Source organism: Corynebacterium sp. A21 (genome assembly GCF_052266655.1).
GTDB lineage: Bacteria > Actinomycetota > Actinomycetes > Mycobacteriales > Mycobacteriaceae > Corynebacterium.
This window is the reverse complement of record NZ_JBQPQY010000003.1, coordinates 145,532-171,004: the sequence shown is the minus strand read 5'-3', so window position 1 is coordinate 171,004 and position 25,473 is coordinate 145,532. Positions and strand designations below refer to the sequence as shown.

The window sequence follows — 25,473 nt, the reverse complement described above, 5'->3', positions numbered from 1 at the left end:
GCCGCTGGTTCATCCCAGCCCCCGGATCATCCCGAAAATTCCCATGAGCTGGGCGGCGAGCGGGAATACCGCGATGATCGCCAGCGACTCCGCCCGCTCCAGCCACACCACTGTCGTCGGCTCCAGTGCGGGGATCCGGGCAGCCCATAGCGGCGTACTCAAGGCCACCAAGGCTGCCACCGCCGCCAGCGTCACCTGGGAAGAATGGCCGGAACCCTGGACAGCGGCGAGCACCACCGCCAGTATTCCGCTCAACCCACCGGTAAATAACGCCCAGGTGGCGAGCGGACTGCGGTGCCGGGAGGCATGCAGGAGCAACGCGCCGGTGGTGGCCATCCCGAGTCCCTGGGCGAATCCACCACCGTGCATCCCGACCATGAGCACCGCCGGAAGAAGACCGAGTACCGCCCCGGCGATGATGCCCTCGTGCAGCCTCACCGCCCGCCCTGCGCGGTCCTCGATTCCAGGGTCCGGCAGATCGGCGATCTTCAGGTCCTGCCCGGCGGAGGGCAATACCGGTACCCGCAGCCCGGCGAATTGGGCGGCGGCAGCTGGTACCACCAGTAAAATCAGGACCACCGCAGCCACCACCGCGGCGGCCGCGCCGGGTGGGGAGATCCCGAAACTCAACGTAGAACCGGCACAGAGCGCGAGGGCTGAAAGGGTACCGAGTACCGCCCCGGCGCGGGCGTGCAGCACTCCTGCGATGCCGAGACCCAAGATCGCCACCACCGCGCCGAGGGCACCCGCACTCAGTGCCCAGGCAGCCACATTCAGATCCCACTGGAGGCCGTCCGTGACGGTGAATATCCCGGTGGTGGCGGCCAATCCGACCACCGTGACCGCCAGGGCTTCCAGGTCTCGGTGCCAGGCGAGTACCGCGGTGCAGACCAGAACGGCCACCCCGCTGAGCACCGCGGTGGGCAGCAGTTCGCGCAGTGGGGAGCCCACCAGAACCAGGGTGAGGGCGAGCGCCCCGGCCAGTGAGGCGAGCGTCGATAAGCCTGGGGTGGGGTGGGCGGAGGTCCCTTCCACGAGGGCCTCCGCGGCGTCGCGGATCAGGGGTGGATCGGATTCTGCGGCGGGGCGCAGCACCAGCACTGAGCCCTGTTGCAGACCGGATTCCCCCACCGGGACAGTCTGATCGAGTGGTTGTCCGGCGGCGGTGTGGGCTTCCCATGGCAGCGAGATCCGCGGTGCGCCGCACAGTGCCAGAATCTCCTCGAGTATCTCTGCCAGCGCGGAACTTCCCGGCACCGCCAGGTCCACCTCCCGGTGAAAAGTCCCGACATGTATGCGCACGCATAGGCGTAGCGCGTGGTCAATGGCCACGGTTGGTCCCCCGATATGGTCTCGCTAGATCGTTGCCGGACAGCCCCCGCTGTCCGATGTCCACATCATGGCTTATGCTCGGCGCTGTGTCCACAGTTGCGGGGCGCGAGGGCGAGTGGGATCAGGTCGGGGGACCTGGTTCCAGTCGTTAGCGCGGTACCGAGGGGAATGGCTGTGGCGATCGGGGAAATCTACAGGGGGAAATCCACGTGTTTGTCGTGGCAGAAAATCATGTCGTTGTACCTTTGACCACCGCGGAAAGAGAACCGGTGCCACCGTTGCCCACCGGGCAGCTTAATGCTGAGCAGGTGCCGCCGGCTGCGAGACCTGGGCCGATGCCCTTGCTGCGGGTGCTGATGCCGGTGGTGATGATCGCGGCCATGTTGGCGATGGTCGCGATGATGTTCCTGGGTGGTGGCCAACCAGGTGGGCAGTTCAGTCCGATGATGTTGATCTTCCCGTTGATGATGGCGATGGGCTTTCTCATGATGTTTGCGCCACCACAGGGGGAGGATACGGATGAAACCCGGCGGGCCTTTCTCCGTCATCTGGCGCTGTTGCGGGAGCAGGCCCTGGGTAATGCGGCGGCGCAGCGGGCCCATGAATTTCACCATCACCCGGATCCGGGGAGTCTGCTCCAGCTGTGTGGGAGCCGGCGGATGTGGGAGCGGGGCACGGGGGACCCGGATGTCCTGGAGGTCCGCATCGGTACCGGTGTCACCGCCCTGCACACGCCGGTGGTGGTGCCGGACTCCGGGGCGACCGAGGATCTGGATCCGGTGTGTGCGGTCTCCCTGCGTCGCACGGTCGCCGCGGTGGGAACGGTGCCGGGAATGCCGGTGGTGGTGGCATTGCGGGCCTTCCGTTTCCTGGGGATCACCGGGGTGGGGGGTACCGAGCTGGCGCGGGCGATCATTACCCAGCTGGTCTTCCACCACGGTCCGGAGACGTTGGGGATTGCGGTGCTGGGGGAGGGCTGGGAATGGCTGAAGTGGCTGCCGCACACCCGTGACAGTGATGTCGCCGCGCACCGGGTGCTGATCGTCGACGGGGTGACCACCACCGGTACCGAGGAGTTCATCGATGATCCGCACTGGGATGTGATCATCGAGGTGGGCTCGCACTCAGGTACCGCCCTGGGGGAGCGTGCTGAGCAGGAGGGGTTGGCGCTGAGCGCTGCCACCGAGCTCATGGTCCACACCTCCGGTGGCCCGGAGAGCCTGGGCCACCCGGAGGGGCTCGACACCGCTGCGGCGGTGCTGTTGGCCCGGGCCCTGAGCGCTTATCGACGTCCCGCCGGGACCCAGGGCACCACCAGCGGGGATCTGCTCAGTCTGCTGGGGGTCCGTGACATCGCGGAGCTGACACCCGAGACCATGTGGGCCCCGCGCGGTGCCCGGCGGCTGGCGGTACCGGTGGGACTCAGCGAATCCGGCACCCCGCTGCTGCTCGACCTCAAGGAATCCGCCTATGGCGGCATGGGGCCGCATGGGCTGTGTATTGGCGCCACGGGTAGTGGAAAATCTGAATTACTTCGCACACTTGTGCTCTCTCTGATCGCCACGCACAGCCCGGAGGATCTCAACCTGGTGCTGGTGGACTTCAAGGGCGGAGCGACCTTCCTGGGACTGGAGACCCTGCCACATACCTCGGCGGTGATCACCAACCTCGCCGAAGAGGCCGTCCTGGTTGAACGCATGCAGCAGGCCATCAGCGGCGAGCTCAACCGCCGCCAGGAACAGCTGCGCCGGGCCGGAAACTTCGCCAATGTCACCGACTACACCGCGGCCCGGGCGGAGCGCCCCGAACTCCCACCGATCCCGGCGTTGTTCATCGTCGTCGACGAGTTTTCTGAGCTGCTGGGGCAACACCCGGACTTCGCCGAACTCTTTGCCGCGGTGGGAAGACTCGGTCGCTCGCTGCAGGTCCATCTGCTGCTGGCCAGTCAGCGGTTGGAGGAGGGCCGACTGCGGGGGCTGGATTCGCACCTGTCCTACCGCATCGGGTTGAAGACCTTCTCAGCGGCGGAATCCCGCCAGGTACTCGGGGTGGTTGACGCCCACCACCTGCCCGCCAGCCCGGGGGCCGGATTCCTCAAATCCGACTCCGAGACGATCACCCGCTTCCAGGCGTCCTATGTCTCCGGCCCCTTGCCCCGCCGGATCACGGAACCCCGCCCGGGGAGCGGCCGGGTGCTCAGCTTCGGGAGCTGGGAGGACATTGACACTCCGACATCGGAGGTCGCCACGGTGCTCGATGAATCACTGACCCTCCTGGACGCGGTTGTCGCAGTGGCTGTCGAGGCCGGTCAACGTGGGGGCGGGCAAGCCCACCAGATCTGGCTACCGCCCCTGCCCCCGGTGATCGAATTGGCCGGGGTCGCCGAGAAAATGGGGGAGCTGGCGGTGTCCATCGGCATCATCGACCGCCCCTACCTGCAACGTCAGGACCCCTTCCTGCTCGACCTGGCCGGCGGTGGCGGACACGCCGCGATCTGTGGTGGACCCCAGACCGGCAAATCCACCGCCCTGCGCACCATCGTCGCCGCCCTGGCCGCCACCCACACCACCGGAGAGGTCCGCTTCTACCTTCTGGACCTGGGCGGTCAAGCACTAGCGACCCTCGGCCGCCTGCCCCATACAGCCGGGATAGCCGGCCGGGGCGAAACCGAAAAAGTGCGCCGCATCATCGACGAGGTCACCGGACTGATCGAGGAACCGGAACCGCGTCACACCTTCCTCGTCATTGACGGCTGGCACAGCATCGCCGCGGACTTCGAGGACCTCGTCGACCGAATCGGCACCATCGCCGCCGACGGACTGTCCGCCCGGGTCCACCTGCTCATCAGCGCACCCCGCTGGACCGTGCTACGACCCGCCATCCGCGACCTGATCCACCATCGCATTGAACTCCGACTAGGAGAAGCCATGGACTCACTGATCGACCGCAAGGCACAACAGAAACTACCCACCACACCAGGCCGCGGATTGACCCTGGACGCCGAACACATGCTGTTGGCGCAGACCTCCAACCAGGACATCGCCCACATCACCACCAGTGCCCTGCGCGCCGGGCAGGAACCGGTCCCGCCGCTGAAGCTGCTGCCCGCGGAGATCGCGGTCCCGGCACTATCCCTCAACGACGACCCTGGCATCCCCTTCGCTGTCGGTGGGCCCAGGTTGGCGACCCTGAACTGGGATCCCCGGCAACATCCGCACCTGCTCTGTCTGGGAAGCCAGGGCTCCGGAAAATCAACCCTGCTGCGCACCTTGGGCCAGGGCATCGCACGACTAGGCCGAGATAAGGCCCGAATGGTGATCCTCGATCATCGACGTACCCACCTCGGGGCTTTTCCCGAGGATCTGGTGGCCGCCTATTCTGCGGCTGCCGCGAGCACTACCCCCGTGCTGGCAGATCTGGTGGCGACCCTGAACGCCCGGCTGCCGGGGCCGGAAGTCACCCCGGCGGAACTGGGCAGTCGATCCTGGTGGTCCGGCCCGGAGCTCTACCTGCTCATCGATGATCTGGATCTGATCGCCGAAGGTGTGCTCCATGAGCTGGTGGACCTGTTACCGCATGCCCGAGATATCGGGCTGCACATCCTGGTTACCCGCAAGTCCGGCGGGATGGGACGCGCGCTGTTCGCCCCCTTCCTCGGGGCGCTCAAGGATCAGCAGCCGGCAGTGTTGTTACTCGACGCTGACCGCGACGAAGGAGTGATCCTCGGGGTGAAGCCCTCCCAGCAGCCACCGGGTCGGGGAACCTGGCAGCTCCGGGGATCGGTGGTGGGCACCTGCCAGGTCGCCCGGGATCTCACCGACGCGGAAGGTGAGCAGCGATGAGCGCGAAAGAAGACGTCAAAGCGGTGCTCGAGGCCACCGTCGTCACGGTCAGAGTGGGAGAAAACGCCACAATTTTCGAGGGTCCGGACACGATCTACCGTTATGATCTGCCAGGCTCCGGGGTAGTGGAGGGCTGGGCGCTGGCGGCGGTGGTGGATCAGATCAAACAGCTGACCTCCCTCTACTGGCCGGAGATTGAGGTGGTGGTGGACGCCGATGAGAACGCCACCGAGATCCTGGCACGCACCCTGCTGAACAAAGGCGTGGCCGCCTATCCTCTCGCGGTACTCCGGGAGCGGCCGCTACCGGAGGCCGGGGAGGACCTGGAGATCGAAAGACCCACTTCCGGTTCCACCCATCGCAGCTTGGGACTGCACCCACTTCATCTGGCCATCGCCCTGGTGATCGTGGTGGTGGCAGGTATCTCCTGGTGGGTGATCGACACCACCACCGCTAACCCGGAATCAGCCTCAACGGAACCCACCCTGGTGGACATGGTGGCCGGGGAGACCCCGACCAGCTTATCGACGACGAGCAGTGCCCCGCCGCCGAGCACCAGGGCCAAGGAACCCGAGGTGATTCTGGAGCATGACGGCCTGCGGGTCTCGGTGCCGCCGGGATTCCATCCCGAAGCGCAGGAGGACCTGCTCATGGTGGTCGGCGAGGACCCTGACCTACGGATCCATCTCGCAGCGGATCCGGTCCACTCGGTACCGGAGGATGCGGTCAACCGTGAGGTTGAGCGGATGATCGCCGATGATCCGTTCCTGACCTTGAACGGTGGCGACGGCCAGGGACGACTGTTCTACCGGGAGGAACCCGGTGATGGCTCCGAGGTCAACTGGACCACCTGGGTGGCTACCGAGCACCAGTTCAGCGTCGGTTGTCACACCCGGCAGGAGCCGACCCTGCCGCAGCAGGCCGCCTGCCGGATGGCCGCGGAATCTCTGGCACTGGCCCACTGATACTGCTGTCGCCGGGAACCTTTCGGTGAGGAGCGAAGTCATAGCTAAGTGAGAAGACCGGGCTACGGTCATCTCTTCACCACAACGTCACAATCGGGGAGGGGCGAGTTAGATGTCCAACATGTTTAGGACAGAAGCCGACGTCATGGTTGCTACGGCAGGCCGCGTCGATGACACCAACAACCAGGTTCAGGGGGAACTGGGACGTCTGCGTGGCACCGTGGACGGGGTCCGCGGCAGCTGGGTCGGATCCGCGCAGACCAGCTTTGATGGCCTGATGCAGCGCTGGGACAGCTCGGCGCGGGAGCTACAGGAGGCGCTGAGCAGCATCTCCGGAAATATCCGCTCGAATGCCAAGAACTTCGACTCCATGGAGGCCCAGAACGCACAGGCTTTCACCGCAGTCGGCGGCCAGGGCCTGAACCTCTAAGCGCAACACTCAAGAAAGGGAATTTAAGACCGTGAGCCAGATCAAATATCAATTCGGCGCCATCGAGACCGCCGCCGCCGATATCAATTCCACCGCCGGCCGCATCAACCAGCTGCTGGCCGACCTCAAGTCCCAGATTCAGCCGATGACCAGCACCTGGGAGGGCGAATCCGCAGCGGCTTATGCTGCCGCTCAGGCCAAGTGGGACAATGCCTCCGCAGAGCTGAACATCATCCTGGAGACCATCTCCCGGACCGTTGCCCAAGGCAATGAGCGGATGAGCGACGTCAACAGAATGGCCGCGGCCAGCTGGGGATAAACCGGTTGTCGGGAAACTGGGCGCCGGTTCAGCTGTCGGCGGTGGGGGAAACTTGGCAGAGCACCCACCGTTGACCGTGGCACCGGGCTAGCCACATCTGGCGCCCACCTTATATATAGAGCCTCCGTGTCTGAAGGGGATCCAGGATCCCCGGGGCACGGAGGCTTTTTGGATTCTCGGGCCGCGTACCCTACCATTGAGTGGTCTTGTGTGAAGTTCGGGTTAATTTCCGGACAGCAGTTCTTTTCGGGTCTCCACCGGCCGCCGGAAGGAAACTTTCACCTTCATATCTTTTTGGCCGGCAGTCCTGGACAGACTTTTAAGGAGTCATTTTGTCTACTTTCCACCCGAAGAGCGGTGACCTTACCCGTAAGTGGTACGTCATCGACGCCTCTGACGTGGTCCTGGGTCGCTTGGCCACCCACGCAGCCGATCTGCTGCGCGGCAAGGGCAAGCCGATCTACGCACCCAACGTTGACTGTGGTGACCACGTTGTGATCATCAACGCCGACAAGGTTCACGTCTCCTCCAACAAGCGCGATCGCGAAATGCGTTACCGCCACTCCGGTTACCCGGGTGGTCTGAAGAGCATGACCCTTGGTCGCTCGCTGGAGATCCACCCGGCCCGCGTCATCGAAGAGTCTGTTGTCGGTATGATGCCGCACAACAAGCTCTCCGCTGCCTCTGCCAAGAAGCTTCACGTCTTCGCTGGCGCTGAGCACCCTTACGCTGGCCAGAAGCCCGAGACCTACGAGATCAAGCAGGTGTCCCAGTGACCGAGAACAACATCGACAACAACGCAGAGTTCGAGGCTGCTGATGCAGCCGACATCGCTGCCGCTGCTGCTGCCACCGAGGAGTTCACCAACACCATTGGTGACGCCATCGCTGTGGAGTCCGCTGAAGATGAGGACGTTGCTGCCCCCATCCATCACGAGGGCCCGATCCAGACTGTCGGCCGTCGTAAGCGCGCCATCGTCCGCATTCGCCTGAACCCCGGTACCGGCGAGTTCAAGTGCAACGGCCGCTCCCTCGAGGATTACTTCCCGAACAAGCTGCACCAGCAGATGATTCAGGAGCCGCTGGCGCTGCTCGAGCGCAAGGGCCAGTTCGACATTCAGGCTAACCTCTCCGGTGGTGGCCCGACCGGTCAGGCCGGTGCATTCCGCTTGGCTATCGCCCGTGCACTGAACGTGTACAACCCGACGGATCGTGCCGCCCTGAAGAAGGCCGGCTACCTGACCCGTGACGCTCGTGCCGTCGAGCGCAAGAAGGCTGGTCTGCACAAGGCACGTCGTGCCCCGCAGTACTCCAAGCGCTGATTTATCTCCGCTTGCCGCATATGCCGTCTCACCCGCTGGGTGGGGCGGCATTCGCCATTCCTGGGCTTTTTAGGGAACAGATCAATCCCCGGGCATCGGTGGGCGCGCCCGGGGATTGACCTCTGGGTTGCTTAGCCTGAGGGAGATGTCCTCAGGCTTTGTGCTTCTGCCGGGGAACCAGCAGCACTGCGATGATGCCGATGGCGGCGGCGATCGCCCAGACGGAGAAGTTGATGAAGGTGCTGAGCTCAGCGGCGATGAGTAGTCCGCCACCGGAGATCGCGAGCACCGCACCGATGCGGCCGATCCCCAGGGTCAGTCCCAACGCGGAGGCGCGGGTTTCATTGTCGTAGTAGGTGGCCACGAAACCATTGAGCAGGATCTGGGCGCCGATGGAACCGAAACCGACGATGGCCACCATCAGGTACATGCCCGGCAGGGGCAGGATACCGGTTCCCATGATCACCAGCGCCAGCCCGGATGAGACAAAGGAGGAGAAGATGATGATCCGGGGGCCGAAGCGGTCCGCCAGATAGGAGGTGATCACCACGCCGATCACCGCTCGGATATTGACGGTGAGCAGGAAGCTCAGTGAAGATGCCAGGGAGTAGTTCGCCTGGATCATCAGCTGTGGCATCCAGGTGTTCAGGCCGTAGACCAGGGTCTGGCCGGCGATACCGGCGAGGCAGAAGAGAATGGTGGCGGTGGCGGTGACACCGGTGAACATGGTGGCCAGACGTCCCTTCTTGGGTTCAGGTACCTCATTCCCGGTTGCGGGTGCCCGGCGCGGGCGCAGGAGACCGTAGTCTTCCTCGATGCGCTCTGCTTCGGCGAAGCGGGCATGTGCCCGGAGAAAGGCCGGGGACTCCGGCATCAGGAAGAAGATCGCGGGGACGATGAGGACGATCGGCAGAGCTCCGATGGCGAGCATGCCGCGGAAACCGAGGTGCTCGAGCAGCGCCATGGCCAGCAGGGACGCCAGGATTCCGCCGAAGGCGTAGCCGGAGAACATCAGGGCGTTGTTGAAGTTGCGGCGGTGTGGCTGGGAGAACTCCACGGTCACTGCGATGGCGGTGGGGATCACGCCACCCAACCCGAGGCCCGCCAGGAAGCGGGTCAGACCGAAGATCGCCGGGGAGGGGGCCAGCGCGGAGGCCAGCATGAGCAGCGAGAAGGCGGTGATGCAGATCAGCAGCACCCGGCGACGGCCGATGATGTCGGTGAGGTATCCGACAATGATGGCACCGAAGAACATGCCGGCCAGGGCGTAGCTGCCATAGGCGCCGGTTTCCACTGGGCTCAGTCCCCAGGCTTCGTAGGCCAGGAGATCGGGGACGATGGCACCGTAGACCACCAGGTCATAACCATCGAAGATGATGGCGAAGAAGCAGAGGAGAATTACCCAGGCCGCAGATTTCCGGGGCGTGGAGTGCTTTCGGTTTTCCGGGGGCTGGGAGATATTCGGTGAAAGGCCGGGGGCGGCTGCCGCCGGGGAAGGGGTGGCGCTCATGTTCACTCCTGGATCGTGGCCGGTGATATAACACTCAATTGGCATTCAGTATGATGCATGTAACTTGTAACAGTTGAGATGAAAACATGGATCATAAAGTTTTTCAAGACCCTGATTAGGATTGTCTTCAAGGAAGGGAGTGGAACGTGATCGCGAAACCCAAGGAATTGGTCATGGACCTGTTCGGTGATTATGTGCGCTACATGGGGGGAAGTATCCGGCTGGGGCAGCTCACGCAGCTGCTTGAGATCTTCGGCGTGGAGCCGGCGACGGCCAGGGTCACGCTTTCCCGGATGAAGAAGGAGGGCTGGTTTCTCACGGAGCGGCATGGTCGGGAGATCGAGTACTGTGCCACCGAAAAGTTCATGTCCGTGCTCGATGAGGGGCGGGAACGGATCTTCGCCCGCTCTCAGCCGGTGTGGATCGGCCGGTGGACGCTGGTGATCTTTGGCGCAGGTGGAGTGAGTCGAAGTGAGGTCAGAAAAATTACCACTCGACTGGAGTGGCAAGGATTTTCCCAGCTCAATAGCTCTAGTTGGATCTGTCCCCGGGATCTCAGGGAGTCGATCCGGGGCAAGTACGGCACTGATGATGGTGCTGTGATGGTGTCGAATATGTGGACCGGTTCCTTGGGGGAGGACCGGCGCCTGGCCGGCGAGTGCTGGGATCTGGCGGGGATAGCCGTGGAGTATCGGGAGTTCATGCGGCGCTGGCGGGAGGAGCTCGGGAAGGGGGTGGCTGAACTGACGCCCCGGGAGGCGCTCATCGCCCGGGTGCAGATGGTCAATGAGTATCGGAACTTCATCTACCGGGACCCCTTGATGCCTCGGGCGCTGCTTCCGGCGGGGTGGCCGGGGGAGGAGGTGTTTTCCTTCCTGACGGACATGCACCGTGATTTGGGGCCGCAGGCCATGGAGCAGGTGGCGGAGGTGATGTTCGATGAGGGTAGCGATCATGGAATGGAAAACAAGATCTAGATTAAATGGCAACTCAGTGTTACATTATTTCCCATGAGGCGCGTCACCATCCTTCAGTGATGGTGACCTGATGAGAAGAGAAAGTGGGAGAGATGAGCATGAGAGTTGCTGTTATCGGCGGAGGCCCCGGCGGCCTCTTCGCCGCCACCCTGATCAAACGCCAGCTGCCGGCGGCCGAGGTGGTACTCCATGACCGCAACCGGGCCACGGATGTCTTCGGCTTTGGGGTGGTCTTCAGCGATGCCACCCTGCGCAGGATCACCGCAGCTGATCCGGTGCTGGATAATACACTGCGCGATTATGGCCGCCGCTGGGATGCCATTGAGGTCTGGGCCAAGGAGGAGAAGCACTCCTTCGCGGGCAATGGCATGTCCGCCATCCATCGCGCGGATCTGCTGCGCGAGCTCCAGCAGAACGCCCGTGACGCTGGTGTCGAGCTGAACTTCCAGTCCCAGATCAACTCCCCTGCGGAACTCCCGGGCTTTGATCTGATCGTCGCCGCCGACGGCGCCAACTCTGCCACCCGCCGCAGCCTCGGTGAGGACGTGCTCGAGCACCGGGCCGTCGAGGCCTCGGCGAAGTTCATCTGGTTCGCCACCACCCGCATCTTTGATGGCCTGACCTTCCTGCACCGTCGCAATGAGCACGGTAACTTCGCCGCCCACGCGTACCCGATCAGTGGTGAGCTCTCCACCTTCATCGTCGAGGCCGATGAGCAGACCTGGCGCAATGCCGGTCTCGATGAATTCGATGTCACCCAGGCACCGGGTCCCTCGGATCTGAAGTCCAAGGCCTATATTGAGGCCCTCTTCGCGGCGGAGCTCGAGGGCAACGAAGTCGTGGTCAATAATTCCCGCTGGGGAAACTTCCGCACCCGCAGCACCGGGAACTGGTACCACGGCAATGTCGCCCTGCTCGGTGACGCCATCCACACCGCCCACTTCTCCGTCGGGTCGGGAACCAAGATGGCGATGGAGGACGCGATCGTCCTCGCCGAGCAGGTCGCCGCGAACCCGGAGGACATCCCTGCCGCACTGCAGGCCTACCAGGAGCTGCGTAAGCCCTCGGTAGCCAAAGTCCAGAATGCGGCGCGCCCTTCCTTGAGCTGGTGGGAACACTTCGGTACCTACTACCAGAACCTGGATCCACTGCAGTTCACCTTCCATTTCTTCTCCCGGTCCATCAACCGGGCGAAGATCCGCCAGCGTGACCCGCAGCTTGTCGACGCCGTCGAAGCCGCCTGGCAGGACCGTCACGGCGCTGAGGTCCTCAGCACCCCGGTAGAGGTGGCGGGCGTGGAATTCCCGACCCGGTTCCTATCTCTGGAGAACGGTGTTCTCAAGGGGGCGGGCGCCGAGTTGGCGCTCGGCGCAGCGGGCCTCACCTCCCTGAGCGCCCCGGAGTCCGAGGAGCAGCTTTCCGCGGCCGTCGCAAAGCTGCCTTCCCAGGGGGCCGTGGCCATCCACGGGGGCACTGAACTGACCCGCCGCCTGCTGGCTGAGCATGCCCGATTCATCAGGAACCTGACCCTTATCCTCGTTGAGGACGCAGACGAGGACGACGCCGCCACCGCGGTGTTGTCCGGCCGCGCCGACGCTATCGCAACCGGAGAGATCTGATCATGAGCAACCCCACCGAAAACCTGCAGCCACTGTTCGCCCCCCGCGGCATCGCCGTGATCGGCGCCTCGAAGTCCCCGGGCAAGCTGGGTGCGGTGATGGCTGAGGCCATCGCCGGTTATGACGCCCCGGTCTTCCTGATCAATCCCCGCGGCGGCGAAGGCATGCATGTGAGTGTCGAAGCCGCCGCCCGGGACAGCGGCCAGCCGATCGATCTGGCGATCCTCTGCGTACCGGCGAAGTTCACCGCTGATTCCCTGCGTGATGCCGCCAAGGGCGGGGCCAAGGCCGCACTGCTCTGTGCCGGTGGTTTCGCCGAGGCGCAGGGCGAGGGGTATCAGTTCGACGCGGAGATGCGCCAGGCCGCGGAAGAAACCGGCATCCGTATCCTCGGCCCGAACACCTCGGGATTCTTCCTACCGCCCACCGGTCTGCATGCCAGCTTCGTGCCCGGGGTCGCCGAGATCCCCGCCGGCGGCATCGGTGTCGTCTCCGCCTCCGGTGGCATCAACCATTCGCTGGCCTTCCGGCTGCAGCGTGTCGGCGCAGGTGTGAGCCTGGGTGTCGGCATCGGCGGTGGTGTTGGTGTCACGGGGGCAGATGTTGTCGATTACCTCGCGGAAGACGAGAACACCTCGGTCATCCTCCTCCACATTGAGACCATCCCCGATGGCGACCACCTGCTCGAAGCCGTGCGTCGGGCCTCGCGGAAGAAGCCGGTGGTGTCCCTGGTCATCGGCCGCCATGACATCAAGGAGTTCGCGGAGCGTCACACCGGTTCGCTGGCCACGTCCTGGCACCTCATCCGTTCCCTGCTGGAGCAGGCCGGAGCTGTGGTCACCGAGGATGAACAGGAGCTGGTGGAGATCGCCATGGCGTTTGAACACCAGCGACTGGCCGCCGAGGAGAACCCCGGCGTCGCACTGCTCACCGGCCAGGCGGGCACCGGCCTGGTGATGCACGATCATCTCCTCGAAGCGGAGGTTCGGCTGGCAGATCTCCACGGGGAGACCATCACCACCATCGAAGCGCTCCTGCCGCCGTTGACCTTCCAACACAACCCGGTGGATACCGGTCGCCCCGCGATCAATTTCTGGGAGGTCATGAAGGCGGTGGCCGAAGACAGCCGGGTCAAGGCAATCGGCGTCTACAGCATCATCGAATCCCTGGTGCACCTGCCAACCGCAGTTGAGCAGGCCGGTGCCGCCGGAAGGCTGCCGGTGGTGATAGGCACGGACAGCATCACCTCCGCCACCACCAAGCTCATCGCCGAAGGTCGGGAAAAGAAGCTGCCGGTGGTGCTCGGCCCCACCGCGGTCGCCCGTGGGGTGAAGGCACTGGCCCGGGATGCGCATGCCCAGTGGTCGCTGGCACAGCCGCACCTTCAGGCTGAAGTGCTGGATGTGAGTTCCGGGGATGTCCTTGACGCCCTGGCGAGCGTCGGAATCACCTCGGCCCCGGCCCCGGCGAAGGGAGTGGAGATGGTCCTCGGTGCCCACCGTGATCCGGTGTTCGGCCCGGTGGTCACCCTGGGGCTGGGCGGTGTGGCCGCAGCGATCGCTGAGCCCTCGGTCAAGGGGGCGCAAATCTCCCAGGCAGATGTCGAGATGATGGTGAAGCAGCTGCCGGGCCGAGCCGTCCTGGCCGGGTGGCATGGGGCAGATCCGGTGGACACCGCGGCATTGGCCCACCTGCTGGCCACCTTGGGGGCAACTTTGGTGGACAATAAAGACATTGAGTCCATCACTCTCAACCCGGTGGTTCCGGTAGGCGATGGATTCCACCTCGGAGCTGCGGAGATTCTCCGCACCACAGAGGATTCCTTGCTCGGAGCACGCTAGCGCATTAAGGGGAACATCGACCTATGGATGAGGAGCTGAGTCGCGGTATCGTCCGCTGGCCGGAGGAATACCGGCGTCGTTATCGGGCGGCCGGGTACTGGGAGGACCGCAGCATCGGTGATCAGGTATTCGCCGTCGCGGACCGGGTCCCTGATAAGACCGCACTGGTCGATGCCACCACCGGAGAGCGTTTCAGCTACCGCGACCTGGCTGGGCGGGCGGATGCCGCCGCAGCCCGGCTCCTGGGTCTCGGCCTGGTGGCCGGGGACCGGGTGATCCTGGCACTGCCCAACGGCGCTGATTTCCTCCTCACCCTCCTGGCCTGTCTGCGGGCCGGGATCATTCCTGTCCTGGCGCTGTCGAGCCACCGCAAGTACGAGCTCAAGGTACTCGGTGGAGTCGCCCGGGCCCGCGCCTATATCGCAGGTGATGTGGTCCGCGACTTTGATCACCGCGAACTCGGGGAAGAGCTTCGCGCCGAGATCGACTCCTTGGAGCTGGTGATCATCGCCGGGGAACCCGGCCCCGGCCAGACAGCGCTCGGGCCCTTGCTGGAACCCGCCGATGATCCGGTGGCCCTGCGTGCGCGTTTCGACGCCGCTGATCCCGCCGCCGATGACCCAGCGGTGTTCCTGCTCTCAGGTGGCACCACCGGGGTTCCCAAACTCATCGTGCGCACCCATAATGACTACGTCTACAACGCCCGGGTGTGCCTGGCGGTCAATGATTTCAGGGCGGCGGACGTCTGCTTGGTGACGATGCCGATCGGCCACAACTTTCCGCTGGCCTGCCCCGGAATTCTCGGCGCACTGCTGGTTGGGGCTGCGTCGGTCATCATCGCCAGCCCCAATCCCCGTAAGGTGTTCCCGGTGATCGCGGCGGAGGGGGTTACCCACACCGCCCTGGTGCCAGCGGTGGCCCAGTCCTGGATTGACTACCAGCAGGAGCAACACACCAACGATCTGGGCAGTTTGCGGGTGGTCCAGGTAGGCGGCTCCCGGATGCCGGACTCCCTGGCGGTCCATGTCGAGCCGGTGCTGGGGGCGCGACTCCAACAGGTCTTCGGCATGGCTGAGGGACTGATCAACATGACCCGGCTGGATGACCCGGAGGCGGTGATCAACACCACCCAGGGGCGGCCGGTCTCCCCGGGCGATGAGATCCGTATTGTCGACGAGAACTTTCAGGATGTCCCGGCAGGGGAGCGCGGTGAAATTCTCACCCGCGGCCCTTATACTCCCCGCGGATACTATGCGAACCCGGAAGCCAACGATTCCTCCTTCCACGAGGGTTGGTACGGCTCCGGCGATGTGATCCACCGCCGCAGTGACGGAAACCTGGTGGTGCACGGCCGGAACAAGGACATCATCAACCGGGGTGGGGAGAAGGTGTCCGCCGAAGAGCTGGAGTCCTTCATCTATTACCTCCCCGGGGTCCACCAGGTGGCCGCGGTCGCGATGCCGCACCCGGCGCTCGGCGAGGAGATTTGTCTGGTTGTGGAACTGGAGGGGCGAGCTGAGCTCACCGTCACCGAGGTCACCGATCATCTCGATGCCTTCGGGGTGGCGCGTTATAAGCACCCCGCCCGGATATTTACCATCGATGAGATTCCGATGACCAGAATCGGCAAGATGGACAAGAAGGTGTTGCGCGAGTTCGTTCGGGGGCAACTGGGAAAGTGACGGGTAACTCCCCGGGTTCAACCGGTTCAACCGCGTTGTGCCATGCATAATAGGAGAATGACTCGACTTTTTGGCACTGATGGTGTTCGCGGACTGGCGAATAAGAATCTGACCGCTTCGCTGGCGTTGCGCCTGGGAGCCGCAGCAGCGCAGGTGCTGACCGCCGACATCCGCAGCGACAGCCGCCGACCCACCGCAATCATCGGCCGTGATCCCCGTGTCTCCGGGGAGATGCTGGCCGCCGCGCTGGCCGCCGGCCTGGCAAGCCGTGGTGTCGATGTGCTCCGCGTCGGCGTGATCCCGACCCCGGGTGTGGCCTTCCTCACTGATGACTACGGCGCCGATATCGGCGTGATGATCTCCGCCAGCCACAACCCGATGCCCGATAACGGCATCAAGTTCTTCTCCGCCGGTGGCCGTAAGCTCCCCGATCATATCGAGGACCAGATCGAGGCCGCGATGGAGAATCTCCCGGAGACCGGCCCCACCGGCCACGGTATCGGCCGCGTCATCGAGGAAGCCCCGGACGCGCAGGACCGCTACCTGGCACACCTGCGGGAATCTGTCCCCGCGCCGCTCAAGGGCATCAAGGTTGTGGTGGACGCCGCCAACGGTGCCGCCTCCGAGGTAGCCCCGCTGGCTTATGCCGCCGCTGGTGCCGAGGTCATCGCGATCCACAATAAGCCGAACTCTTACAACATCAACGACAACTGCGGTTCCACCCACATCGAACAGGTGCAGGCAGCGGTGATTGAGCACGGCGCGGACCTCGGTCTGGCTCACGATGGCGACGCCGACCGTTGCCTCGCCGTGGACTCCGCCGGAAATACCGTCGATGGTGACCAGATCATGGCCATCCTGGCGGTAGCCAAGAAGGCCAACAACACGCTGCGCAACAACACCCTGGTGGCCACCGTGATGAGCAACCTGGGTCTGAAGCTGGCCATGAAGCGTGAGGGGATCGAGCTCAAGGCCACCAAGGTCGGTGACCGCTACGTGCTTGAGGAGCTCAACGCCGGTGGCTACTCCCTCGGTGGTGAGCAGTCCGGCCACATCGTGCTCCCGGGTCAGGGCACCACCGGCGACGGCACCCTGACCGGGCTGACCCTGATGGCGCGCATGGCGGAGACCGGTAGCTCCCTGGCTGAGCTGGCCGCCGTCATGGAGGTCCTGCCGCAGGTGCTGATCAACGTGCCGGTCTCGGACAAGTCCGCCATCATGGGTTCCGAGAGTGTCCAGCAGGCCATCGCCGAGGCGGAGGCTGAGCTGGGTGACACCGGACGCGTGCTGCTGCGGGCTTCCGGCACTGAGGAGCTCTTCCGCGTCATGGTGGAGGCCGCCGATGGCGAGGGCGCCCGCCGTATCGCCGGCAAGCTTTCCGCAGTCGTCGCTGCGGTCTAGTTCCCCCGCCGGGAACCATTCGCCCCGAAGTTCAGTCAGAGCAGTTGAATGCCGAGACTGAAATTTACAGGGGGAAAAATGTCCGAGCTGATATTGGACATCACTGCGGCGCGGGGTGCGCTGCAGGCGATGTCTGAGGAAACTGACACTCAGCGTCATCGTCATGCTGCCGGATCACCGGATTTTCCGGTGTCCGCTGCAGGTGCCGGCTTCGAGGCTCAAGGGGCCATGCTCCGGGACCTGCTCAGCAGGGTCCACCGCGTGGGCACCCAGCGACTTGAGGCAGTGGCCGCGACAGCTGTCGCGGCCACGCAACAGGTCGAGGTCTACCGCGCCGCGGATGAGGACTTCGCCGGTGGATTGGGGTCCCGCGCATGAGCTCCTCGCGTATCGACGTCGCGCCTTACGGTGCCGCCGCCAGCGCCCTCACGGCTGCCTCCCGCGGCGCATATACCGGACCGGCCATCCCCGAAGGGGCGCTGCGGGAAGCCCTGGGAAGCATCACTGGTCTAGATACCGCCGCATTGACCAGTGGGTTTAGCCAGGCCTCCGGTGATAGTCGACCCGGACAGTTGAATGACCGTGTGGCGCCGTTAGTGATCAAGATCCTCGGGGATATCGCGCTCGGTCTGGTCGGCGGTCTGGTCGGAGATGCTGTCGGTGACTGGGTGAATCGCCGCAAGGAAACCAAGAACCTGGAGGACCAGGCCAAGGATGCCGCCGATGCGGTGGACACCGTGGTGGAGGACGCTGACCATGCCATGAATGAAGTCCTCAGCCGGGCGGTACAGCTGCTGGATCTGCTCCTGAAGTACCTCTCGGGAATAGATCCCACGAAGTTCCCGAATGAGTTCCTCGCTGCGGTTCGCTGTGCCGCCGAGGTCATTGATAATGCCGCTGGCATGATCATCGGTACCTGTGAACAACGCGATGACATCATTGAAGGATGCTACGAGCAGCTGATCTCTGAGGCCGAGAAGATCTGTGGGGCACCTGCCGCCGAGTTGCCACCAGAAGTGCAGGAATGCACCAAGGAGATAGCACCTGTCGAGGGCCCCTCAAGCGGTGCCAGCAGCACCACTCCGACAGGACCGGCGGCGAAAGCCGAGGATTGCCCGCCGGAACCTGCTCCGGATCCGGTGAAACAACCTGAGGCTCATCCCGTCCCGAAACCAGTGCCGCTTCCGGAGCCTGTGGAAGAGGATTGCCCGCCGGAACCCGAACCCGAACCTGCCCCGGTTCCGGATCCGGTGACTACACCGAGCGGACTGACCCCGGAAGTGAAACCGGATCCCCTCCCAGAACCTGAACTTACGGAGGAACCTGAACTTCCCGCAGCCCCGATCGAGGAAGAACCCATCGAGCCTGTCGATACTGAGGGCGAACCTGAGGACGAACCCGAACAATCGGCGGGTTGCGGTGATAGTTGCAGCGGTATTCTCGGACTGTTGGGGGTGGGGGTGGCACTCCTGGCGCTCGGCGCCCTGGTGGAATGTCTCTCCGAGATGGAGGTCCCAGCAGTGGACCCCACCCCAGAACCGGTACCTGAGCCGGCACCGGCACCGGCACCGGCAGTAGCAGAAGCACCGTCACCCACCCCGGCGGAACTGGCGGAGGTCCCGGAGCCCACCCCACCGCCGAAGAAGATCGCTTTCACCGAAGCCCAACAGATGGCCGCATCGCCACCACCAGCCCCGGAGCCCACCCCACCGCCACCACCAGCCCCGACCCCCGCACCAATGGGCACGGCACGTAAAGCAGGTGTCTGGTGACGATGGAATTCGATGAGTTTGTGCGCCAGTTCCGGGAACGTACCGCGCAGCGGATGGTGGATTTTGAGGCTGCACTGGCCAAAGCAGAGGCGGAGATGGTGAAGAAGACCGGGAAATCAGCCGGGGTGAGCCGTGGGCAACAGTTGCGGGGCACGACCCCGCCGGTACTGCCGGCACGAAAAACCCCTGGCGGTCACCGAAGAAACTCCGGCCCGGTTCAGGGGGTGCTGAAGAAGTCCTAACGGCTCATCGGCGTCATATCGGCCCGCACCTTGAGCTCATCACCGGTATAAGAAGTGACATTCTTCGCGGTGGCCTCGGCCGCGGAGAACGCGGCGTACTTGTGTTCATTATCCAGGCGGTGGAGCAGGAATCCGGTGAGTAGGCCACGGGCGAGCTCCTGGCCGGCGAACTGGGGGCGCCCGATGCCCAGGGTCAGCTTGAAGAGGGTGTCTTCGGTGAAGCCCATCTGGTTGCCGTTACTCAGCTCGCGATAGGCCATCGGGCCAGCCCAGTTCGCGGCGATGCGGGCGGGGTTCCCGGCGTCGACAAGCCCGCTCTGCCCGGAACCGATGATCAGCCCGGGGTGGGTGATGTGCTGGGCGGCGGCTTCAGCGGAAGGGGTGGTGACTGCGGGGTAGAGCGCGGCGACGGCCTTGACCTTGGGACTGTCGGTGGCTGCCAGGATAGCGGCACCGCCACCCATGCCGTGACCGACAATGCCCAGCTTGCCGGGGGAAACGGTGACGTGGCCCTGGCCGAGTTTCACACCGGCAAGGATCTGGAGGCAGGACTCAAGGTCACTGGCGAAGCCCCGGTGATCCGGGAGGAAACTCTTTTCGGTGTTCGGGGCGGCGACGACGATTCCCCAGCTGGCGAGATGGCGCAGCGTGACGTGGTACTTGTCGATGCCCTTCATCCAGTCATGTCCAAAGGCAATGGCCGGAACACCGTTTCCCTTAGCGGGGGTGTACACCTTGCCCTCGATCCCGGCGTAGTCGAGGGAACCGACGAGGACCCGGTGGGGACCGCGTTTGGACAGTTTGGCCAGATGCTTCTTCAGATTCTCAGACACATCTTCAAGGATAATCGAAGCGACGCCGGGGTGGTCGAAGAACTGCGGGAGACACCGCTCAAGTGTCAATAGTGCATGAAACGCCCTTGGCGTTTATTCTCTTTCCCATGTGTGGAATCGTTGGATATGTCGGAAACCGACAGGGCCTGGAGGTCTCGCTTGAGGCACTCCGCAGAATGGAATACCGGGGATATGACTCCTCGGGAATCGCAGTGGTGGCTCCCGATGATCCCGCGGAGACCGGAATCAAGCTGGTCAAGCGTGCCGGCAAGCTGAAGAACCTGGAGGACCGGATCACCGAGATCGGCGCGGAGAAGCTGGCCGGTGGTACCGCCATCGGGCACACCCGCTGGGCGACCCATGGCCGCCCGACCGATGAAAACGCCCACCCGCACCGCTCCTTCGACAACAAGGTGGCCATCGTCCACAACGGCATCATCGAGAACTTCGCGGTGCTGCGTCAGGAACTTGAGGGAAACAACATCGAACTCGCCTCGGAGACCGACTCCGAGGTTGCCGCCCACCTGCTGGCCCTGGCCTACAACGACGGAGACACCGCCGGGGACTTCCGGGCCAGCGCACTGAAGGTGCTGGGCCGCCTCGAAGGCGCCTTCACCCTGCTGTTCATGCACGCCGACCACCCTGGCCAGATCATCGCCGCCCGCCGTTCCACCCCGCTGATCATCGGTGTCGGTGAGGGCGAGATGTTCCTGGGATCCGATGTCGCGGCCTTCATCGAGCACACCAAGAATGCGGTGGAACTCGGCCAGGACAATGTCGTGGTCATCACCAAGGACAGCTATGAGGTTCTGAACTTCGACGGCTCACTCTCCGAGGGTAAGCCCTTCACCATCGACTGGGATCTCGCCGCCGCGGAGAAGGGCGGCTTCGACTCCTTCATGATGAAAGAGATCCACGAGCAGCCCGCCGCGGTGCGTGACACCCTGGCCGGTCACTTCCAGGACGGAAAAATCCTTCTGGATGAGCAGAACCTCACCCAGGAGGACCTGAAGTACGTCAACCAGGTCTTCGTCGTCGCCTGTGGTTCGGCCTACCACTCGGGCCTGCTGGCCAAGTACGCCATCGAGCACTGGGTCCGCATCCCGGTGCAGATCGAAGTGGCCTCGGAGTTCCGTTACCGTGATCCGGTGTTGGACGAGCGCACTCTGGTGCTGGCGATCTCGCAGTCCGGCGAGACCGCTGACACCCTGGAAGCGGTGCGTCACGCAAAGTCCCAGGGCGCGAAGGTCCTGGCGGTGTGCAACACCAACGGCTCCCAGATTCCGCGTGAATCGGATGCGGTGCTCTACACCCATGCCGGCCCAGAGATCGGGGTGGCCTCCACCAAGGCCTTCCTCGCACAGGTCGCCGCGAACTACATCGTCGGCCTGGCACTGGCGCAGGCTCATGGCACCAAGTATCCCGATGAGATCACCGAGATCTACCGCAGCCTCGAGGAGATTCCCGCCAAGATCGAGCAGCTCCTCAGCGTCAAGGACCAGATCAAGGAGATCGCCGATTATCTCGGGGCGGTCAAAACCATGCTCTTCCTCGGCCGTGGCGTCGGCTTCCCGGTGGCCTTGGAGGGGGCCCTGAAGCTCAAGGAGCTGGCCTACATCCACGCGGAGGGCTTCGCCGCCGGTGAGCTCAAGCATGGCCCGATCGCCCTGATCGAGGATGATCTTCCGGTGGTCATCGTGGTGCCTTCCCCACACGGCGTTAAGCAGCTGCACTCGAAGATCGTGTCCAATATCCAGGAGATCCGGGCCCGCGGTGCGAAGACCATCGTCATCGCGGAGGAGGGTGACACCGCGGTGGAGCCCTACGCCAACTGGCTGATCCGCATCCCGGCATCCGCCTCCATCCTGCAACCGCTACTGGCCACCGTGCCGCTGCAGTTCCTCTCCGTCGCGATCGCCCGCAACTGCGGTAACGATGACATCGACAAGCCCCGTAACCTGGCCAAGTCCGTCACCGTGGAGTAATCTTCCGCCGGATCCGGTGTGGGTGGCAGAATATCTGTCATGGACCTGCTGAGAACCCGCATTGATCTGGATGCCATCGCGCACAACACCCGCCGGCTCAAGGAGTTGGCGGGTTCCGCACGTCTGATGGCGGTGGTCAAAGCCAATGGCTATAACCACAGCGCCCCGGACGTCGCCGCGGTGATGCTCGCCAACGGTGCCGATGCCCTGGGTGTGGCCACGCTCGCCGAGGCCCACCAGCTGCGCGTGGCCGGCATCACCGCCCCGCTGCTGGCCTGGATCTGGTCCCCGGAACAGGACTTCCGCGCTGCCATCGCGGCCGACATTGAACTCAGCGTCCCCACCACGGCCCACGCCAGAGCGCTTATCAGCGCCGCCGTCCCCGCCCGCATCGCCGTCAAGATCGACACCGGCATGCACCGCGCCGGGCTGGCGGAAGCGGAGTGGAAACCGGTCTTCGCAGCCCTGCGGGATGCTGAGCACCTCACCATCAGTGGCCTGTTCTCCCACCTGGCCTGTGCCGATGAACCCGCGAACCCGATGACCAATCAGCAGGGGGAGCTCTTCCGCCGTGCCATCGCCGTGGCCCGGTCGGTCGGCCTGGCCGTCCCTGTCAACCACCTCTGCAATTCCCCGGGGACACTCACCCGTCCCGACCTGCACTTCCAGCAGGTTCGGGTGGGGCTGGCTCTCTATGGTCTGGAACCGATCCCAGGTTTGGACCATGGCCTGAGGCCGGCGATGAGCTGGGAGGCCACGATCACCGCCGTCAAGCCCATCGGAGCAGGGGAGGGGGTGAGCTACGGTTTGACCTGGCAGGCGCCGCGGCCAGGGCAGCTGGCCCTGGTACCTTGCGGCTACGCCGACGGTCTACCGCGTTCAGTGCAAGGCCACCTCGAGGTGGGTATCAACGGCCACCGCTATCCGCAGGTGGGTCGGGTCTGCATGGATCAGTTCCTGGTTGACCTGGGCGAAAACCCGGAAGGTGTCGCCCCGGGGGACCCCCTCACGATCTTCGGCCCGGGCGGGATGTCCGCCACCGAGCTTGCCGAGGCTGCCGGAACCATCAACTATGAGGTGATCTGCCGGCCCACCGGCCGTACTGTCCGCACCATTGAGAAAGGCACCCAGCGATGAAATCCACCTTCCCGGAAACCGGTACCCGAAGACTCGAAGATGCCGAGGAAACCCGCGCCTTCGGCGCCGAACTCGGGGCCGCCCTCGAAGCCGGTGACCTCGTGATTCTCGACGGCCCGCTGGGGGCCGGAAAGACCACCTTCACGCAGGGCATCGCCGCTGGCCTGGGGGTACGCGGCCGGGTGACCTCACCGACCTTCGTCATCGCCCGGGAACACCGCCCTCTCGGCGCAGGCCCCGGCCTGGTGCATGTTGACGCTTACCGGCTGCTGGGGGAGGGCAGCTCCGGTGATCCGGTCGGTGAACTCGACGCCCTGGACCTGGACACCGACCTGACGGCGGCGGTGGTCATCGCCGAGTGGGGTGGGGACCTGGTGGAGCAGATCGCCGAGCGCTACCTGCTCATCCACCTCGACCGCGAGACCGCGGTCGCCGAGGACCCGGAGTCCGAGGCACGCATCTTCACCTGGGAGATCAGCGGGAACTGAAGCCCGGGAAGCAGCGGGCTTGCCGGAACCTGGACATGCGGTGACTATGAGAGCAGCCATTGACCTGACCAGGAGGGCCCGCCGTGCTCGATTTTCTCGCCGCCAACTCACTGATCTCCCTGATGGTGATCCTCGCGCTGGGACTGGCGCTGGGAAAGATCCGGCTCCTCGGGATCTCCCTCGGCGCCGCCGCAGTGCTCTTCGTGGCCCTGGGACTGGCTACTGCCAACCCCGACATCCAGATCCCACCGCTGGTTTATCAGCTGGGCTTGGCGATGTTCGTCTACGTCATCGGGCTGTCCGCCGGGCCACTGTTCTTCCGGGACTTCGCCACCCGAGGCTGGAAGCTGACACTCTTCCTGCTGGCGGTGCTGTTGGGGCTGAGCGTCCTGGCCGGGATCCTGATCAAGGGGCTCGGACTGTCGACGACCATCGGCGTCGGCATGTTCACCGGTGCCCTGACCTCCACCCCGGGCATGGCCGCCATCGTCGAGATGCTCGCGGCGACAGACCCAGCGGCCGCCAGTCAACCAGTGGTCGGCTACTCCCTGGCCTACCCCGGTGCAGTGCTCGGCTCCATCTTGGTCGCCGCCCTCGGAGCAAAGCTGTTGAAGGTCAACCACCAAGCCGATGCCGAGGCTGAGGGCATGATCACCGCACCACTGGTGTGGAAGGGGGTGAAGCTGCGCACCGGCCTCCAGGGCACGGTGGCGGACCTGCCGCGGCTGTCCGGGCAGCAGATCATCGCCACCCGCATCGTGCTTGATCCACATGCCCACCAGCTGGCGGATCCGGTGCTGCCGATCCACGCTGGCATGGAGCTGGTGATTAACGGCACCGAGGAAGCCGTCGACGCCGCCATCGCCGAGCTGGGGGAGGAAAGAACCATCGGACTCGATGACACCGATCTGGTGTACTCCCGTTTCACCGTCTCTAACCCGGAGATCGCCGGACGCAAGATCGGGGAACTGGACACCGTCGGTCATGGTTTCATGATCGCCCGGATCCGGCAGGGCGACTCTGAGCTGGTGCCGCGCCGGGAGACGGTGCTCAACTATTCCGACCGGATCCGGGTGGTGGCGGCACCGGGCCGGATGGCCGAGGTGCGTCGTTTCCTGGGGGACTCGGAGAAGCGACTGGGGGAGGTGGACCTGTTCTCCTTCGCGTTGGGTCTGTCCCTGGGGCTGCTGCTGGGGGCGATCCCGATTCCGCTGCCGGGCGGGGCTTCCCTCTCCCTGGGTTTCGGTGGTGGTCCGATCGTGGCTGGGTTGATCCTGGGGGCACTCAAACGCACCGGACCGGTGACCTGGCAACTGCCCTTCCACGCCAACCGGACCATCTCCACCCTGGGTCTGGCACTCTTCCTCGCCGGGGTGGGGACCTCCGCAGGAGCCGGTTTCCGTTCGGCGCTGACCGACCCGGCTTCGCTGGTGTACCTGCTTGGCGGCCTGGTGATCACCCTGATGTCGGCGGTGGTCTGCGGGGTGCTGGGCATGTGGGTGCTCAAACTGCGGTGGGATGAGGCGATGGGGGTGGCGGCCGGCATGCTGACCAACCCTGCGGTGATCACCTACCTCAACGGCCAGACCGGCACGGAGCTATCGAATCGGGGCTATGCCACGGTCTATCCCACGGCGATGATCGGCAAAATCCTCGCCGCCCAGGTGCTCTTCCTCATCCTGATCTAGATTCCGGTTTCCGGGGAAGGGACAGGAAACCAACAGGGACCGCCGAGGCGGGAGACAGACTCAGCGGTTACTGTGGTGAGGTCAATAAA

The 25,473-nt window shown here is 64.5% G+C and carries 22 protein-coding genes; 18 read left to right on the top strand and 4 right to left on the bottom strand.

What is annotated here, in order from left to right:
* Nucleotides 1-9 precede the first annotated feature (9 nt).
* Together eccD and ACTU46_RS07180 are read right to left on the bottom strand one after the other, a co-directional pair.
* On the bottom strand, nucleotides 10-1,332 hold the full coding sequence (gene eccD, locus ACTU46_RS07185; protein ID WP_443380566.1) for a type VII secretion integral membrane protein EccD: 1,323 nt from the start codon (nucleotides 1,330-1,332) through the stop codon (nucleotides 10-12).
* Between the two features lie 229 nt (nucleotides 1,333-1,561).
* Complete coding sequence (locus tag ACTU46_RS07180; protein ID WP_443380565.1) at nucleotides 1,562-1,819, bottom strand: hypothetical protein; 258 nt, start codon at nucleotides 1,817-1,819, stop codon at nucleotides 1,562-1,564.
* Between ACTU46_RS07180 and eccCa the strand changes: the two genes are divergently transcribed.
* The 6 genes from eccCa (at nucleotide 1,818) to rpsI (ending at nucleotide 8,209) form a co-directional block, all read left to right on the top strand.
* Nucleotides 1,818-5,174 (top strand): type VII secretion protein EccCa, encoded by a 3,357-nt coding sequence (eccCa, locus tag ACTU46_RS07175; RefSeq protein WP_443380564.1) that lies wholly within the window; start codon nucleotides 1,818-1,820, stop codon nucleotides 5,172-5,174. The two genes, ACTU46_RS07180 and eccCa, sit on opposite strands and share 2 nt — an antisense overlap.
* The gene (locus ACTU46_RS07170) at nucleotides 5,171-6,139 is read left to right on the top strand and encodes a type VII secretion-associated protein (RefSeq protein WP_443380563.1); all 969 of its coding nucleotides are present in this window, start codon (nucleotides 5,171-5,173) and stop codon (nucleotides 6,137-6,139) included. Before eccCa ends, ACTU46_RS07170 begins: the two co-directional genes overlap by 4 nt.
* A gap of 112 nt (nucleotides 6,140-6,251) precedes the next feature.
* Nucleotides 6,252-6,569: a WXG100 family type VII secretion target gene (locus ACTU46_RS07165; RefSeq protein ID WP_443380562.1), complete on the top strand. Its 318-nt coding sequence runs from the start codon at nucleotides 6,252-6,254 to the stop codon at nucleotides 6,567-6,569.
* A 31-nt stretch (nucleotides 6,570-6,600) separates the two neighbouring features.
* Nucleotides 6,601-6,888: a WXG100 family type VII secretion target gene (locus ACTU46_RS07160; protein WP_443380561.1), complete on the top strand. Its 288-nt coding sequence runs from the start codon at nucleotides 6,601-6,603 to the stop codon at nucleotides 6,886-6,888.
* Nucleotides 6,889-7,220: 332 nt separating this feature from the next.
* The gene (rplM, locus tag ACTU46_RS07155) at nucleotides 7,221-7,664 is read left to right on the top strand and encodes a 50S ribosomal protein L13 (protein WP_443380560.1); all 444 of its coding nucleotides are present in this window, start codon (nucleotides 7,221-7,223) and stop codon (nucleotides 7,662-7,664) included.
* Complete coding sequence (gene rpsI, locus ACTU46_RS07150; protein WP_443380559.1) at nucleotides 7,661-8,209, top strand: 30S ribosomal protein S9; 549 nt, start codon at nucleotides 7,661-7,663, stop codon at nucleotides 8,207-8,209. Before rplM ends, rpsI begins: the two co-directional genes overlap by 4 nt.
* Before the next feature lie 151 nt (nucleotides 8,210-8,360).
* Here the strand turns inward: rpsI and ACTU46_RS07145 are convergent, their stop codons facing one another.
* Nucleotides 8,361-9,719, bottom strand: coding sequence for an MFS transporter (locus ACTU46_RS07145; protein WP_443380558.1), 1,359 nt, complete (start codon nucleotides 9,717-9,719; stop codon nucleotides 8,361-8,363).
* Nucleotides 9,720-9,865: 146 nt separating this feature from the next.
* Between ACTU46_RS07145 and ACTU46_RS07140 the strand changes: the two genes are divergently transcribed.
* The 8 genes from ACTU46_RS07140 to ACTU46_RS07105 all read left to right on the top strand — a co-directional run bounded on the left by ACTU46_RS07140 (nucleotide 9,866) and on the right by ACTU46_RS07105 (nucleotide 19,253).
* Nucleotides 9,866-10,696, top strand: a complete 831-nt coding sequence (locus ACTU46_RS07140; protein ID WP_443380557.1) for a PaaX family transcriptional regulator — start codon at nucleotides 9,866-9,868, stop codon at nucleotides 10,694-10,696.
* Nucleotides 10,697-10,794: 98 nt separating this feature from the next.
* Complete coding sequence (locus ACTU46_RS07135) at nucleotides 10,795-12,315, top strand: FAD-dependent monooxygenase (RefSeq protein ID WP_443380556.1); 1,521 nt, start codon at nucleotides 10,795-10,797, stop codon at nucleotides 12,313-12,315.
* Nucleotides 12,316-12,317: 2 nt separating this feature from the next.
* Nucleotides 12,318-14,156: an acetate--CoA ligase family protein gene (locus ACTU46_RS07130; protein ID WP_443380555.1), complete on the top strand. Its 1,839-nt coding sequence runs from the start codon at nucleotides 12,318-12,320 to the stop codon at nucleotides 14,154-14,156.
* Between the two features lie 23 nt (nucleotides 14,157-14,179).
* A complete protein-coding gene (locus tag ACTU46_RS07125) occupies nucleotides 14,180-15,838 on the top strand; it encodes a (2,3-dihydroxybenzoyl)adenylate synthase (protein WP_443380554.1) in 1,659 nt (552 codons plus the stop codon).
* Between the two features lie 57 nt (nucleotides 15,839-15,895).
* On the top strand, nucleotides 15,896-17,239 hold the full coding sequence (glmM, locus tag ACTU46_RS07120; RefSeq protein ID WP_443380553.1) for a phosphoglucosamine mutase: 1,344 nt from the start codon (nucleotides 15,896-15,898) through the stop codon (nucleotides 17,237-17,239).
* Nucleotides 17,240-17,317: 78 nt separating this feature from the next.
* Nucleotides 17,318-17,617 carry a hypothetical protein gene (locus tag ACTU46_RS07115; RefSeq protein ID WP_443380552.1) on the top strand — a complete coding sequence of 100 codons (300 nt, stop codon included), beginning with the start codon at nucleotides 17,318-17,320 and terminating at the stop codon, nucleotides 17,615-17,617.
* The gene (locus ACTU46_RS07110) at nucleotides 17,614-19,011 is read left to right on the top strand and encodes a hypothetical protein (RefSeq protein WP_443380551.1); all 1,398 of its coding nucleotides are present in this window, start codon (nucleotides 17,614-17,616) and stop codon (nucleotides 19,009-19,011) included. The genes ACTU46_RS07115 and ACTU46_RS07110 overlap by 4 nt, the downstream gene beginning before the upstream one ends.
* A 2-nt stretch (nucleotides 19,012-19,013) precedes the next feature.
* Entirely contained in the window at nucleotides 19,014-19,253 is a 240-nt protein-coding gene (locus tag ACTU46_RS07105; RefSeq protein ID WP_443380750.1) for a hypothetical protein, read from the top strand.
* Here the strand turns inward: ACTU46_RS07105 and ACTU46_RS07100 are convergent.
* Nucleotides 19,250-20,086, bottom strand: a complete 837-nt coding sequence (locus ACTU46_RS07100) for a dienelactone hydrolase family protein (RefSeq protein WP_443380550.1) — start codon at nucleotides 20,084-20,086, stop codon at nucleotides 19,250-19,252. The two genes, ACTU46_RS07105 and ACTU46_RS07100, sit on opposite strands and share 4 nt — an antisense overlap.
* Before the next feature lie 107 nt (nucleotides 20,087-20,193).
* Between ACTU46_RS07100 and glmS the strand changes: the two genes are divergently transcribed.
* The 4 genes from glmS (at nucleotide 20,194) to ACTU46_RS07080 (ending at nucleotide 25,384) form a co-directional block, all read left to right on the top strand.
* The gene (gene glmS / locus ACTU46_RS07095; RefSeq protein ID WP_443380549.1) at nucleotides 20,194-22,071 is read left to right on the top strand and encodes a glutamine--fructose-6-phosphate transaminase (isomerizing); all 1,878 of its coding nucleotides are present in this window, start codon (nucleotides 20,194-20,196) and stop codon (nucleotides 22,069-22,071) included.
* Nucleotides 22,072-22,110: 39 nt separating this feature from the next.
* Entirely contained in the window at nucleotides 22,111-23,208 is a 1,098-nt protein-coding gene (gene alr, locus ACTU46_RS07090; protein ID WP_443380548.1) for an alanine racemase, read from the top strand.
* Entirely contained in the window at nucleotides 23,205-23,696 is a 492-nt protein-coding gene (gene tsaE / locus ACTU46_RS07085) for a tRNA (adenosine(37)-N6)-threonylcarbamoyltransferase complex ATPase subunit type 1 TsaE (RefSeq protein WP_443380547.1), read from the top strand. The genes alr and tsaE overlap by 4 nt, the downstream gene beginning before the upstream one ends.
* An 83-nt stretch (nucleotides 23,697-23,779) precedes the next feature.
* The gene (locus ACTU46_RS07080; protein ID WP_443380546.1) at nucleotides 23,780-25,384 is read left to right on the top strand and encodes an aspartate:alanine exchanger family transporter; all 1,605 of its coding nucleotides are present in this window, start codon (nucleotides 23,780-23,782) and stop codon (nucleotides 25,382-25,384) included.
* The last annotated feature ends 89 nt before the right edge of the window (nucleotides 25,385-25,473 follow it).

What these genes read in the sequence shown, in the direction of transcription:
- ACTU46_RS07170 (WP_443380563.1), top strand. Translation starts at nt 5,171, where the DNA reads ATGAGCGCGAAAGAAGACGTCAAAGCGGTGCTCGAGGCCACCGTCGTC.
- ACTU46_RS07135 (WP_443380556.1), top strand. Translation starts at nt 10,795, where the DNA reads ATGAGAGTTGCTGTTATCGGCGGAGGCCCCGGCGGCCTCTTCGCCGCC.
- ACTU46_RS07145 (WP_443380558.1), bottom strand. Translation starts at nt 9,719, where the DNA reads ATGAGCGCCACCCCTTCCCCGGCGGCAGCCGCCCCCGGCCTTTCACCG.
- ACTU46_RS07110 (WP_443380551.1), top strand. Translation starts at nt 17,614, where the DNA reads ATGAGCTCCTCGCGTATCGACGTCGCGCCTTACGGTGCCGCCGCCAGC.
- tsaE (WP_443380547.1), top strand. Translation starts at nt 23,205, where the DNA reads ATGAAATCCACCTTCCCGGAAACCGGTACCCGAAGACTCGAAGATGCC.
- ACTU46_RS07165 (WP_443380562.1), top strand. Translation starts at nt 6,252, where the DNA reads ATGTCCAACATGTTTAGGACAGAAGCCGACGTCATGGTTGCTACGGCA.
- glmS (WP_443380549.1), top strand. Translation starts at nt 20,194, where the DNA reads ATGTGTGGAATCGTTGGATATGTCGGAAACCGACAGGGCCTGGAGGTC.
- ACTU46_RS07105 (WP_443380750.1), top strand. Translation starts at nt 19,014, where the DNA reads ATGGAATTCGATGAGTTTGTGCGCCAGTTCCGGGAACGTACCGCGCAG.
- glmM (WP_443380553.1), top strand. Translation starts at nt 15,896, where the DNA reads ATGACTCGACTTTTTGGCACTGATGGTGTTCGCGGACTGGCGAATAAG.
- eccCa (WP_443380564.1), top strand. Translation starts at nt 1,818, where the DNA reads ATGATGTTTGCGCCACCACAGGGGGAGGATACGGATGAAACCCGGCGG.
- ACTU46_RS07125 (WP_443380554.1), top strand. Translation starts at nt 14,180, where the DNA reads ATGGATGAGGAGCTGAGTCGCGGTATCGTCCGCTGGCCGGAGGAATAC.
- alr (WP_443380548.1), top strand. Translation starts at nt 22,111, where the DNA reads ATGGACCTGCTGAGAACCCGCATTGATCTGGATGCCATCGCGCACAAC.
- ACTU46_RS07180 (WP_443380565.1), bottom strand. Translation starts at nt 1,819, where the DNA reads ATGAGAAAGCCCATCGCCATCATCAACGGGAAGATCAACATCATCGGA.
- ACTU46_RS07130 (WP_443380555.1), top strand. Translation starts at nt 12,318, where the DNA reads ATGAGCAACCCCACCGAAAACCTGCAGCCACTGTTCGCCCCCCGCGGC.
- ACTU46_RS07115 (WP_443380552.1), top strand. Translation starts at nt 17,318, where the DNA reads ATGTCCGAGCTGATATTGGACATCACTGCGGCGCGGGGTGCGCTGCAG.